The organism is Microbacterium sp. NPDC057741 (genome assembly GCF_042798735.1).
Classification (GTDB): Bacteria; Actinomycetota; Actinomycetes; order Actinomycetales; family Microbacteriaceae; genus Microbacterium.
The window spans coordinates 71,567-84,194 of record NZ_JBHVJW010000001.1 but is presented as its reverse complement, the minus strand read 5'-3'; the positions used below and the strand labels follow the sequence as shown (position 1 = coordinate 84,194).

General features: G+C 68.5%; 10 protein-coding genes. 4 read left to right on the top strand and 6 right to left on the bottom strand.

The window, feature by feature from the left end:
* Nucleotides 1-83: 83 nt before the first annotated feature.
* Entirely contained in the window at nt 84-467 is a 384-nt protein-coding gene (locus ACFVDO_RS00420) for a DUF3040 domain-containing protein (RefSeq protein WP_378859806.1), read from the bottom strand.
* A gap of 116 nt (nt 468-583) precedes the next feature.
* Here ACFVDO_RS00420 and ACFVDO_RS00415 point away from each other — a divergent pair, with 116 nt between their 5' ends.
* The gene (locus ACFVDO_RS00415) at nt 584-1,672 is read left to right on the top strand and encodes a polyprenyl synthetase family protein (protein ID WP_378859805.1); all 1,089 of its coding nucleotides are present in this window, start codon (nt 584-586) and stop codon (nt 1,670-1,672) included.
* A 3-nt stretch (nt 1,673-1,675) separates the two neighbouring features.
* On the opposite strand, the gene ACFVDO_RS00410 is transcribed toward ACFVDO_RS00415, so the two are convergent.
* The gene (locus ACFVDO_RS00410; RefSeq protein WP_378859804.1) at nt 1,676-2,020 is read right to left on the bottom strand and encodes an Rv2175c family DNA-binding protein; all 345 of its coding nucleotides are present in this window, start codon (nt 2,018-2,020) and stop codon (nt 1,676-1,678) included.
* A 148-nt stretch (nt 2,021-2,168) separates the two neighbouring features.
* Here ACFVDO_RS00410 and ACFVDO_RS00405 point away from each other — a divergent pair, with 148 nt between their 5' ends.
* Together ACFVDO_RS00405 and pknB are read left to right on the top strand one after the other, a co-directional pair.
* Nucleotides 2,169-3,542: a LysM peptidoglycan-binding domain-containing protein gene (locus tag ACFVDO_RS00405; RefSeq protein WP_378859819.1), complete on the top strand. Its 1,374-nt coding sequence runs from the start codon at nt 2,169-2,171 to the stop codon at nt 3,540-3,542.
* 63 nt (nt 3,543-3,605) lie between these two features.
* On the top strand, nt 3,606-5,543 hold the full coding sequence (gene pknB / locus ACFVDO_RS00400; protein ID WP_378859803.1) for a Stk1 family PASTA domain-containing Ser/Thr kinase: 1,938 nt from the start codon (nt 3,606-3,608) through the stop codon (nt 5,541-5,543).
* Nucleotides 5,544-5,625: 82 nt separating this feature from the next.
* On the opposite strand, the gene ACFVDO_RS00395 is transcribed toward pknB, so the two are convergent.
* Nucleotides 5,626-6,993, bottom strand: coding sequence for a class II 3-deoxy-7-phosphoheptulonate synthase (locus ACFVDO_RS00395; RefSeq protein ID WP_378860132.1), 1,368 nt, complete (start codon nt 6,991-6,993; stop codon nt 5,626-5,628).
* A gap of 53 nt (nt 6,994-7,046) precedes the next feature.
* Complete coding sequence (locus tag ACFVDO_RS00390) at nt 7,047-7,736, bottom strand: lysophospholipid acyltransferase family protein (RefSeq protein ID WP_378860133.1); 690 nt, start codon at nt 7,734-7,736, stop codon at nt 7,047-7,049.
* A 138-nt stretch (nt 7,737-7,874) separates the two neighbouring features.
* Between ACFVDO_RS00390 and ACFVDO_RS00385 the strand changes: the two genes are divergently transcribed.
* On the top strand, nt 7,875-9,704 hold the full coding sequence (locus ACFVDO_RS00385) for an AMP-dependent synthetase/ligase (RefSeq protein ID WP_378860134.1): 1,830 nt from the start codon (nt 7,875-7,877) through the stop codon (nt 9,702-9,704).
* Between the two features lie 62 nt (nt 9,705-9,766).
* Here ACFVDO_RS00385 and ACFVDO_RS00380 read toward each other — a convergent pair whose 3' ends face one another.
* Nucleotides 9,767-10,258 carry a peptide deformylase gene (locus tag ACFVDO_RS00380; protein WP_378858033.1) on the bottom strand — a complete coding sequence of 164 codons (492 nt, stop codon included), beginning with the start codon at nt 10,256-10,258 and terminating at the stop codon, nt 9,767-9,769.
* Nucleotides 10,255-12,609: a MinD/ParA family protein gene (locus ACFVDO_RS00375; protein WP_378858034.1), complete on the bottom strand. Its 2,355-nt coding sequence runs from the start codon at nt 12,607-12,609 to the stop codon at nt 10,255-10,257. The genes ACFVDO_RS00380 and ACFVDO_RS00375 overlap by 4 nt, the downstream gene beginning before the upstream one ends.
* Between the last annotated feature and the right edge of the window lie 19 nt (nt 12,610-12,628).

Genomic DNA, 12,628 nt, shown 5'->3' with positions numbered 1-12,628 from the left:
GGGCAGCGGCTCTTGAGCATGAAAAAACCCCGGAATCTCAAGGATTCCGGGGCGGTGGAGTGGAGTGGAGTGAATGTGGAGGATCAGCGCTCTTCCTGGCGGCGATCCCATCGGTCGTTCATGCGATCCATGAAGGACGACGAGTCGGAGCCGCGCGACGGCCGGTCTTCTTTCGCGGGGGTTCCGGTGCGCCGCACCGGCGTGAAGGCGAGCATGACGCCGGCGAGCATCGCGAGGAACGCGACGACTCCGACGACGATGCTGAACACGCTGCCGAGCTGTGCGCCGAGCGCGACCGCGGCGATGAGTCCGCCGATGCCGGCCAACAGCAGCAGAGCGCCGTAGATCAGGTTGCGATAGCTGAGCGATCGGTCTCCCGAGGGCGCGGTGACGACATCGGCGTCGTTCTGGAGGAGATGGCGTTCCATCTCGTCGAGCAGACGCTGCTCCTGTTCGGAAAGAGGCATTTCCATCCCCCTCGGGTTCGTCTTCTCATCTTACTCTTGCGCAGCGTGCTCGGGCCAGCGTTCACCCACAACCACCTGCGTATCGACTGTGTCTGTATGCACCTTAGGCTGTGAACGTGCCCGCCTCCCCCGCCGTTCCCGAACTCGTCGCCGCCCGCCTGGATCTCTTCCTCGCGGAACGCCGGGCGGATGCCGCCGAGTACGGGCCCGACGGCGCCGCCTTCCTCGACGCGGCAGCGACCACTCTGGCGGGCGGCAAGCGACTGCGCGCGAGTTTCTGCCGCACCGGCTGGGCCGCCGTCGCACGGCGCGCCGACGCCCGCGCGACAGAGAGCGACGCGCTGTGGGACCTGTGCGCGGCGCTCGAGATCTTCCAGTCCGCGGCACTCGTGCACGACGACCTCATCGACAACTCGGACGTGCGCCGAGGGATGCCGGCCGCGCACCGCGCACTCGAGAACGCGCACCGCGATGCGGGCTGGAGCGGTGACGCGGAGGCGTACGGGCGATCCGCAGCGATCCTGCTGGGCGATCTGCTGGTGGCATGGAGCGACGACCTCGCCGAGCAGGCCATCGACCGCCTCCCCTCAGCAAGGCTCGTCCGGGCCGAGTACGCCCGAATGCGCCGTGACGTCACTGTCGGACAGCTGCTGGACATCGCCGAGGAGTCGGCATGGAGCGTGCATCCCGCCGAAGAGCACGCCGACCGCGCGCTTCGCGTGGCCTCACTGAAGTCGGCCCGCTACAGCGTCGAGCAGCCGCTCGTGCTGGGCGCGGCGTTCGCCGGGGCGGATGATGAGCAGCTCGCGGCGCTGCGCGCCTTCGGGCATCCCGTCGGGATCGCGTTCCAGCTGCGCGACGACGTTCTCGGCGTGTTCGGCGATGCGGCCGTCACCGGCAAGCCCGCCGGCGATGACCTGCGCGAGGGCAAGCGCACCGTACTGGTCGCCCGAACCCGCGCCGCACTGCCCACCTCGGCCAGGGCGGTGTTCGACGAGATGCTCGGTGACCCCGACCTGAGCGACGAGCAGATCGGGTCGCTGCAGGCGACGATCACCGACACGGGCGCGCTGGGCTCCGTCGAGGCGATGATCGCCGATCACGCAGCACGCGCGGATCGCGCACTGGCGGGAGCACCGTTGGACAACGCCGCGGTCGGCGAGCTCCGCGATCTGGCCAGAGCTGCGACGACCCGCACCCGCTAGGACTCAGGCGAGTGTGCGCGCGATGCGCCGCACCTCACTCTTGTGACCGGCCAGCAGCGCCGCGATCGGGCTGCGTCCGAGCGTCTCCTCCTCGGCGAGGAGCCAGTCGATCGCCTCGTCGTCGCCGAATCCGGCATCCTGCAGCGCGATGACCGTGCCGCGCAACGAGGGCAGCGGGTGCCCGTCGACGATGAAGATCGCCGGAACCTGCACCGGACCGTTCCGACGCGAACCGATCAGGTAGTGGTCATCGAGCAGTCGCCGCACCCGCCCCGGCGTCTCGTCGAGAGCCTCGGCGAGGTCGGGGATGGTCAGCCAGACAGTGCTCTCAGCGGAATTCTCGGACACCTGCCCACTATCTCACGCCCGCGGCCACGGCGCCGAAGCGGGCTCGCGGACGACAGTTTTCACATCCTTCACACCTTTCACTTCTGTTGACAACCGTTACCAACCGTGTCAGCGTGTCAGAAGCCGAAACCAAGGGGGGTCCTTGACAATGCGCACCTTCACTGCACGTGAACACAGCCTGAGCGTCGGTGTCTCCGCCGCCGTCGTCGGGGCACTCGCCGCGACGCTGACCGTCGCTCCTGCATCCGCAGAGACCGTGCCCGCGGGAGCGCGGCAGGGCCTGGTCCCGCAGCATTCGGGGACGCACCCGCTGTCGGCCGCGCCCACGCACGCTCGCGTCGTGCCGACCGCTGTCGCACCCGCGTCGTACACCGTACGCGCCGGCGACACCGTCTGGACCATCGCGAAGAAGCACGGCCTGCGCACTGCAGACATCCTCGCGTGGAACGGCATGACGATGCGCTCCGTGATCTACCCGGGGCAGAAGCTGAAACTGCAGAAGCCGGCCGCAGCCGCGCGACCCGCGGCTGCTGCGCCCGCAGCGGTGACGCCGAAGACGCATACAGTGGCCAAGGGCGACACCGTCTATGGGATCGCCCGCAAGTACGGCACGTCGGTCTCCGCGATCCTCGCCGCGAACCGCCTCGGCGCTTCCGCCGTCATCCACCCCGGTCAGAGGCTCATCGTCTCGGGCGCGGCCCCTGCCGGACCTGCTGCCAAGCCGACAGCGAAGCCGGCATCCGCCTCGGCCAGGACGCACACGGTCGCCAAGGGCGACACCGTCTACAGCATCGCCCGCAAGTACGGCACCTCGGTCTCCGCGATTCTCGCCGCGAACCGCCTCGGCGCGTCGGCGATCATCTACCCCGGGCAGAAGCTCGCGCTGCAAGCCGCGAAGCCTGCGCCCGCCTCCGTCGTGAAGCCGGCAGCGAAGCCCGCTGCTGCTCCCAAGACGCACACCGTGGCCGCCGGAGACAGCATGTACGCGATCGCGAAGAAGTACGGCACCACCGTCGCCGTGATCCTCGAAGCCAACGATCTGGGAGCCTCGTCGATCATCTATCCCGGACAGAAGCTGAAGCTGACTCTGCCTGCCAACACCCAGCGCTCAGCGCGACTGGACGCCGAACAGGCCGCGAACGCCCGTCTCATCATCCGTGTCGGCCGCCAACTCGGGGTGCCGGAGCGCGGCATCCAGATCGCGCTGGCGACATCGATGGTCGAATCCTCGATGCGAAACCTCGGCGGCGGCGACCGCGACTCGCTCGGCCTGTTCCAGCAGCGTCCCAGCCAGGGCTGGGGCACGAAGGCGCAGATCATGAACGCCGAGCGCAGCATCCGAGTCTTCTACGGTGGCCCGTCCGACCCGAACGGCAAGAACTCGCGTGGCCTGCTCGACGTCCGCGGATGGCAGGGCAAGAGCTTCGGCAGCGCCGCGCAGACCGTGCAGATCTCGGACTACGCGCACCGTTACGGGCAGTGGGAGCAGCAGGCCGGCCGCTGGCTATCCGCCCTCGGATAACAGGACGGCCTCAGGGGTGAGCCGTTGCCGGGTCACACAGGCAGCCATCCCTAGACTTTCCCTGTGACCACTCAGCAGGCCGACCCTCTCATCGGGCGGCTTGTCGACGGCAGATACCGGGTCCGCGCACGCATCGCCCGTGGTGGCATGGCCACCGTGTACGTCGCCACCGACCTGCGTCTCGAGCGACGCATCGCCCTGAAGGTCATGCACGCGCACCTCAGCGACGACTCGGCGTTCCAGAGCCGATTCATCCAGGAGGCGCGCGCCGCGGCCCGGCTCGCTGACCCGCACGTGGTCAACGTGTTCGATCAGGGCCAGGACGGCGAGCTCGCCTATCTGGTGATGGAGTACCTGCCCGGCATCACGCTGCGGGAGCTGCTCAAGGAGCAGAAGCGGCTCAGCATTCCGCAGACCGTCACGATCATGGACGCCGTGCTCTCCGGACTCGCCGCGGCACACCGCGCCGGAATCGTGCATCGCGACGTCAAGCCCGAGAACGTGCTGCTCGCCGAGGACGGCCGCATCAAGATCGGCGACTTCGGCCTGGCGCGCGCCACGACCGCGAACACCGCGACCGGCGCCCAGCTGCTGGGCACCATCGCGTACCTCGCTCCCGAGCTCGTCACCCGCGGCACCGCCGACGCCCGCAGCGACATCTACGCCCTCGGCATCATGCTCTACGAGATGCTGGTCGGCGAGCAGCCCTACAAGGGCGAGCAGCCGATGCAGATCGCGTTCCAGCACGCCACCGAGCAGGTGCCGCGGCCCAGCGCCCGCAACTCCTCCGTGCCGGAGCAGCTCGATGAGCTCGTGCTGTGGGCGACCGAGAAGTCGCCCGAGGAACGTCCCGTCGACGCGCAGGAGATGCTCGACCGACTGCGAGACATCGAGCGCGAGCTGGATGTGAAGCCGATGGTCACGGCCGCCCTGGTCGCCCCGCGGGGTCCCTCCGCGGACACCGGCTCGGTCACCCGCATCCTCACCGGGCCGACGGCGGCCGCAGAGCCGATCACCGCTCCCCCGGCCCCACTGGACAACGCCGCCGTGCTGCGGCGCCGTGTCTCGCAGCGGAAGGCCCGCGGTGCTTTCCTGATGGCGCTCGTCCTGCTGCTGGCAGTACTGGCAGGCGGAGTCGGCTGGTGGTTCGGATCCGGGCCGGGTTCGCTGGTCGCGGTACCGCAGGTGGCCGGCATGAAGTACGCGGATGCCGCGGCGGCGCTGAAGGCGGACGGATTCGTCCCGATCCAGCGTGACGAGAACTCTGTCGACGTCGCCGCCGGCACCGTGATCGAGACCAAGCCGGGCAAGGGCGAGAGGCTCGACCAGGGCGCGAAGGTGCGCGTCATCGTGTCGAGCGGCCCCGCGTCGCGCGAACTGCCCACCCTCGGCGGCAAGAGCGAGTCCGAGGTGCGCGCAGTCCTGGCCGACGCGAATCTCGCCGTCGACGGTCAGGCCGAGGAGTACTTCACACCGGAAGCCGCCCGCGACAAGGTCATCAACGTGCGCATCACTCCGCGCGACGGTGCGAAGCCGTTCGGCTGCGCAGCCGGATGCACCGTGCACGAGGCCGATCAGGCGACCGTGCAGGTGTCGCTTGGCGCGCTGCCCGACGTCGTCGGCCAGCCGGAGCAGAAGGCGGTCAAGACGCTCTCGGACGCGGGCCTCACCGTGTCCGACGAGCGCCCGAGCGAGTGGAGCGACGACGTCAGGAAGGGCTCGGTGATCCGGCACTCCGCGCGCGAAGGCGGGGGCCTGTGGCGTCCCGGTGACGTGATCACTCTGACGGTGTCGAAGGGCCCGCAGCCCGTCGAGGTGCCCGAGGTCGACGGCATGAGTCTCTCCGACGCCATGGACGCACTGACCAAGGCCGGCCTGAAACCGACCACGGCCGTTCCGAAGGGACTGTGGGGCCTGTTCACCGCGACCGAGACCACGCCGAAGGCGGGGAAGACCGTGGATCGCGGCAGCGAGGTGCGAGTAGGCGCCTCGGTCAGCTGACGCCCGACCCGAACAGCGGAAGCCCCCAGACGGCGGAAGGGCTCGACGACGCGTTGCGTCGTCGAGCCCTTCTGGGGTCGTCTCAGCGCTTCTCGAGCTCCTCGGCGACGAGGAATGCGAGCTCGAGCGACTGCATGTGGTTCAGTCGTGGGTCGCACAGCGACTCGTAGCGCGTCGCCAGCGCCGCCTCATCGATCTGCTCGGAGCCGCCGAGGCATTCGGTGACGTCGTCGCCGGTGAGCTCGACATGGATGCCGCCGGGGAACGTGCCCACCGCCCGATGCGCCTCGAAGAAGCCGCGCACCTCGTCGACCACGTCGTCGAAGCGACGGGTCTTGTATCCCGTCGGAGTGGTGATGCCGTTGCCGTGCATCGGATCGGTGACCCACAGCGGCGTCGCACCGGAGTCCTTCACCGCTTCGAGCAGCGGCGGCAGCGCTTCGCGGATCTTGCCTGCACCCATCCTGGTGATGAAGGTGAGGCGTCCGGGTTCGCGGTTCGGGTCGAGCTTGTCGATCAGCTCCAGCGCGGTCTCGGGTGAGGTGGTCGGCCCGAGCTTCACACCGATGGGGTTGCGGATCTTGGAGAAGTAGTCCACGTGCGCGCCGTCGAGGTCGCGGGTGCGCTCCCCGATCCAGAGGAAGTGCGCCGAGGTGTTGTAGGGCGTGTCTGTGCGCGAGTCGATGCGGGTCATCGGGCGCTCGTAGTCCATCAGCAGGCCCTCGTGGCCCGTGAAGAACTCGACGCGCTTGAGCTCGTCGAAGTCCGCGCCGGCCGCCTCCATGAACTTGATCGCGCGATCGATCTCGGAGGCCATGCGCTCGTATCGCTGGTTGGCGGGGTTCTTCGCGAAGCCGGTGTTCCACGAGTGCACCTCGCGCAGGTCCGCGAAACCACCCTGCGTGAACGCGCGGATGAGGTTCAGCGTGGATGCCGCCATGTGGTAGCCCTGGAGCAGCCGTGACGGGTCTGCGGTGCGTGATCCCTCGGTGAAGTCGTAGCCGTTCACGATGTCGCCGCGATATGCGGGCAGCGTGACGTCGCCGCGAGTCTCGGTGTCGCTCGAGCGCGGTTTGGCGAACTGCCCCGCCATGCGGCCCATCTTCACGACAGGCATCGACGCGCCGTAGGTGAGCACGACGGCCATCTGAAGCACGGTCTTGATGCGATTGCGGATCTGGTCGGCAGTGGCGCCGGCGAACGTCTCGGCGCAGTCACCGCCCTGCAGTAGGAACGCGCGACCGGAGGCCGCACGTGCAAGACGCTCACGCAGATTGTCCACCTCACCGGCGAACACCAGCGGGGGCAGACCGGCGATCTGGGTGGAGACCTCGGCGACGCGACCCGCATCGGGCCACTGCGGCTGCTGCTTGATCGGCAGCTCGCGCCACTCGTCGAGGACTCGGGTGTCGAACGCGGCGAACGGGGCGTCAGGCAGCGACTGGGGCATCCCCTCAGCCTAGTCGCGGTGAAGGACGCTCCGGACGACGATGACGACGCGCGTCAGCGCACCGGCGCGGGCATCCGATCCTTGACGGACGACGCATACACGTCGTCGTATCGCTGGGCGCCGAGGCGCTGCAGCGCGACCATGATCTCGTCCGTCACCGAGCGCAGGATGTAGCGGTCGTTCTCCATGCCCGCGTAGCGGGAGAAGTCCAGCGGCTCGCCGATCACTATGCCGACGCGCACCACCCGTGGCATCCGACGGCCGATCGGCATCGCCGTGTCGGTGTCGATCATCACGACCGGGATGACAGGCACCCTGGCCTCGAGCGCCATGCGCGCGATGCCGGTGCGTCCGCGGTAGAGACGGCCGTCGGGGCTGCGCGTGCCCTCCGGATAGATGCCGAGCAGGTCTCCCCTGCCGAGCACTTGCAGGCCGGTGTTCAGGGATGCCTCGGAGGCCTTTCCTCCCGAGCGGTCGATCGGCAGCTGGCCGGTCGCGCTCATGAAGAACTTCGTCGCCCAGCCCTTGATCCCGCGTCCGGTGAAGTAGTCGCTCTTGGCCAGGAACGACATCCGCCGATCCAACATGAGAGGCAGGAAGATCGAGTCCGCGAAGGAGAGATGGTTGCTGGCCAGGATGGCGGCGCCGGTGGTGGGGATGTTGTCACGCCCGACGATCCAGGGTCGGAAGATCGCTTTGACCAGCGGCCCGATCACGACGTACTTCATCAGCCAGTAGAACATCGTCTCGCAGTCTACTGCGTGCCCGGTCGGGGCACGGGAACCCAGAGAAGCAGCGCGACTGAGTTTCAACTTGCTCGCGACTGAATCTCATGACGTAGACTCGGAGAAACCCGCCCGCCTGGTACCGAAGGAGCTGCCGTGGTTCAGTTCGAAGCACCCGCGATCGTCCCCGCCGACCCCGAAGCGAACGTCACGGATCTTCTCGAGAAGCGCGTGGAGGCAACTCCCGACCGTGCGCTGTTCTCCGTCCCCGAAGGTGCGGGGTGGCGTGACATCTCCGCCGCGGACTTCCGCACCGCCGTCATCGCACTGGCCAAGGGCTTCGTCGCCGCAGGCATCCAGCCAGGTGAGAAGGTCGGCTTCATCGCCCGCACCACCTACGAGTGGACGCTGGTCGACTTCGCGCTCTTCTACGCCGGTGCGGTCATGGTGCCGATTTACGAGACGAGCTCGCCGGCGCAGATCCAGTGGATCATGGAGGACTCCGGCGCGATCGCGCTGATCGCCGAGTCGCCCGACCACTTCACCCGCATCGATGAGGTCCGCGGCGACCTGCCGCTCGTCCGCGAGGTCTGGCAGCTGCACCTCGGCGCGGTCGACACGCTCACCGCCCAGGGCTCGAACGTCGACGATGCGGAGATCGAGCGCCGCCGCTCGATCGCGAACGGCAGCGACATCGCGACGCTCATCTACACCTCCGGCTCGACCGGCCGTCCGAAGGGCTGCGTGCTGACGCACAGCAACTTCGTCGAGCTGTCGCGCAACGCCTCCGAGTCGCTCAAGGATGTCGTGAACACCCCCGGCGCCTCGACCGTGCTCTTCATCACGCTCGCGCACGTGTTCGCGCGGTTCATGTCGATGCTGTACATCCACGCGGGCGTGCGCGTCGGACACCAGCCGGACACACGGCAGCTCATCGACTCGCTCGGCTCGTTCCAGCCGTCGCTGCTGCTCGCAGTCCCCCGCGTGTTCGAGAAGGTCTACAACTCTGCGGAGCAGAAGGCGGAGGCCGGCGGCAAGGGCAAGATCTTCCGCGCGGCGGCCGCCGCCGCTGTGGAGCACTCGAAGCTGCTCGAACGCGGCGAGAAGATCCCGTTCGGCCTGCGCATGCGCTTCGCCATGTTCGACAAGCTCGTCTTCTCGAAACTGCGGGAGGCCATGGGCGGCAAGGTCGTCTACGCCGTCTCGGGCTCCGCGCCGCTCGGCGACCGGCTCGGGCACTTCTTCCGCAGCCTCGGCGTCGTGATCCTCGAGGGCTACGGCCTCACCGAGACGACCGCGCCGGCGACCGTGAACCGCGAGGACCGGTTCAAGATCGGCACCGTCGGTCCGGTTCTCCCCGGCGTCGGCATCCGGCTCGCCGAGGACGGCGAGATCGAGGTGCGCGGCATCTGCGTGTTCAAGGAGTACTGGAACAACCCCGAGGCGACCGCGGCCGCGTTCGACGACGGCTGGTTCCGCACCGGTGACCTCGGTTCGTTCGACAAGGACGGCTTCCTGACGATCACCGGACGCAAGAAGGAGATCATCGTGACCGCCGGCGGCAAGAACGTCGCTCCGGCCGTCCTCGAGGACCCGATCCGCGCGAACCCGATCGTCGGACAGGTGGTCGTCGTCGGCGACCAGAAACCCTTCATCGCCGCACTGGTCACCCTCGACACCGAGATGCTGCCGACCTGGCTCGCCAACAACGGCCTGCCGTCAGACCTGTCGCTGGCGAATGCTGCGCAGAACGACGCCGTCCGCGCCGAGGTGCAGCGGGCGATCGACCACGCGAACACCCTGGTCTCGCGCGCCGAGTCGATCCGCAAGTTCACGATCCTGCCCACGGAGTGGACCGAGGACAGCGGTCACCTCACACCGAAGATGTCGATCAAGCGCAACGTGATCCTGAAGGATTTCGCCGGCGACATCGAGGAGATCTACACCGCCCAGCCCGTTCAGACCACGAACGTCTCCCTCGGCTGAGGCATCACATACGCAGGAGGGGCTCGCACGATGTGCGAGCCCCTCCTGCGTATGTCAGGGAGTCAGAACCAGGTGCTCTCGCGCACCTGACGCATCGCGATCTTTCGGGTCTCGGGGTCCAGGCGACCGAGATACACCATCCCGTCGAGGTGGTCGGTCTCGTGCTGCAGCGCCTGCGCCAGCAGCCCTTCACCCTCGAGCACGACGGGTGCTCCGTCGAGGTCGATGCCCTCCACGCGGGCCCACGGGTACCGCGGCGCGTCGTGCCAGAGCCCTGGGACGGACAGGCAGCCCTCCCCGGTCGGCTGCGGGTCGCCGCGGACCTCGGTGAGCACGGGGTTGAGCACGTAGCCGATGTCGCCGTCGATGTTGTAACTGAAGGCGCGCACGGCGACGCCGATCTGCGGCGCGGCGACACCGGCACGCCCGGGCAGCTCGACAGTGTCGACGAGGTCGTCGACCAGAGCGCGCACGCCGTCGTCGATCTCCTCGATCGGCGCGCAGACGGTGCGCAGCACCGGATCGCCGTAAAGCCGGATCTCGCGGACGCTCATCGGACGGGGACCCGCGAGCGCAGACCCTCGACGAGCTCGGCGGCGAGTTCACGCGCCGCCAGGCGCGTCTCCGGCGCCAGGCTCGTCCAGACGATCGCACCGCCGCCCGCGATCTGCGCATCGTACGGGATGCGGACGACGTGACCGACGCGCGTCGAGAAGTGCGCCTGGAGCTCGTTCAGCCGCACCAGCGGCGTGCCCGGAGTCGACTGGTTCAGCACGACGACGGCGTCGCGCGCCTTGTCGGCGTAGCCGTTGGTCTCCAGCCAGGTGAGGGTCTCGGAGGCGAGTCGCGCCTCGTCGACACTGAGGCCCGAGACGATCACGATCTGGTCGGCGAGATCGAGCGTCGCGCCCATGACGTCATGCACGATGCCCGTTCCGGTGTCGGTGAGCACCAGCGAGTAGTAGTGCGCGGCGACACCGGCGACGTCCCGGTAGTCAGCATCGCTGAAAGCCTCTGCCACGCGCGGATCGCCGTCCGAGGCGAGCACGTCCAGGCGGGTGTGGTCCCTGCCGACGAGCGCCGAGACGTCGTGGAAGCCCCGTACCTCATCCTTCGCACGCACGAGATCCCGCACCGAATGCGAGGTGTCGCCGACGATGCGATCGGCGAGTGTGCCGCGGTCGGGGTTCGCATCGACCGCAATCACACGATCGTCGCGAGCATCCGCCAGCGCCATCCCCAGCAGAGCCGTCACCGTCGTCTTGCCGACGCCGCCCTTGCGCGAGAGCACGGGCACGAACCGCGCATTGCCCTGGAGAGCGCCGGCGATGCGCCCGGACAACTCCTTGCGGGCGCGGGCCTTCTTGCTGTCGCCGAGGTTGATGCGGCGACCGGAGACCGTGTACACGAGATGGCTCCAGGTACCCTCCGGCTCGGGCTTGACCATACGGCTCGGGTCGAGCAGCCGCTCGGCTGTCAGCAGGTCGGCACTCTCACGGGACGAGTCGCGGGAGGCGTCGCCGAGCCGCTTGGAGGCCAGGGCGATCTCCGCCGTGCGGTGCGCCTCTGCACGAGTGCGGGGCGAACCGGCCGCGGAACGGGGTGCCAGATCGCTCTTGTCGTCAGTGTCCACAGTCGTCTCCTCCTCGGGAGCGGTGAGCGTGCCGGCGACGGCTGCCGCGGCGGACGCCTCGGCTGTCACCACGTCTTTACGATCCTGCTCGTCGGCGGCTTCGGCGTCCAGGTGCTCGTCGGTACCGGGCTCCGCAGCTGCGGGCTCCTCGGCGGCCTGATCCTCTGCGATGTCCTGCTTCTCGGCGGGGCTCGCCTCGACCGGGTCGGGACTGGTTGCCGACGAGAGTTCGGCACCGTCCTCGGATGATGACTGCTCCGTCGACTCGGGCTCGGTGTGCCGACCCGCGACGGGCTGCTCCTCGGCGGACTCGGCCTCGTCGGCAAGCTCAGCGTCAACGGCAGGCTCGGCGTCCACGGGCGAATCCTCGACGACCGCTTCGTCCTCGCCTGCCGGTATCTCGTCGGTCAGTGCGGACGCTTCGGCCGACTCGACGTCTTCGGCCGACGTCTCGGCCGGCTCAGCCTCATCGGCTTCTTCGCCCTCGCCGGCGGGTTCCTCCGCAGACTCGACGACGTCGGCCGATTCGGGATGGTTCATCAGCTCCGGCTTGATGCCTGCCCCGACGTCCTCGGCGTCGTGCTCCCCCGCTGCGTCGGCGGAGTCGTCATCGCCGAAATCTTCGACGTCCTCGAGATCTTCGTGCTCGTGGTCGCGGGCGTCGTCGTGGCGGTTCTCGGCGTCGACAGCGTCGTCCTCCGCATCGGAGACCTCGTCGAGTCGGTCCTCCGGCTCCGAGGCGTACTCGGCCTCGTCGGGTCGTTCGTCCGCGTCCTCATCGTCAGCGACGTTCCCGGCATCCGAGGCGTCAGGATCGTCCACGTCGTCGTCGGTCGCTTCGCCGGCATCCGACGGCACGACATCGTCGATGACCACTTCCGCGGTCACCGCATCCGGTTCGTCCGCACCGAGCGCCGGCGCGTCATCGGCATCCGATTCCACGAGGTCGGCAACCGCCGGCGGCTCCGTCTCCGCGGGCAGCTCGATGATGATCTCGGTGGTGTCGCGATCCAGCCGCTCGACGGTCTCCTCGTCAGCCACCCCTGAGCGGTCGATGACGAGGTCGGACACGATCTCCACGGTGGAGATCTCGTCGCCGAGGACATCGTCGTCGGCATCCAGATCCTCGTCGTCGCCACCGGTCGGCATGACGACGCTCACCTGTGCGGTGGCGCCGAGGAACCCGATCCCGGCGTCGTCCAGCGACGCGGAGTCGTCGAGGACACCGAGGTCGTCGCCCTCGTTCGGGTCATCGTTCTTGTTCGGCGTCACGGTTCTCCCTGGAAGCTTG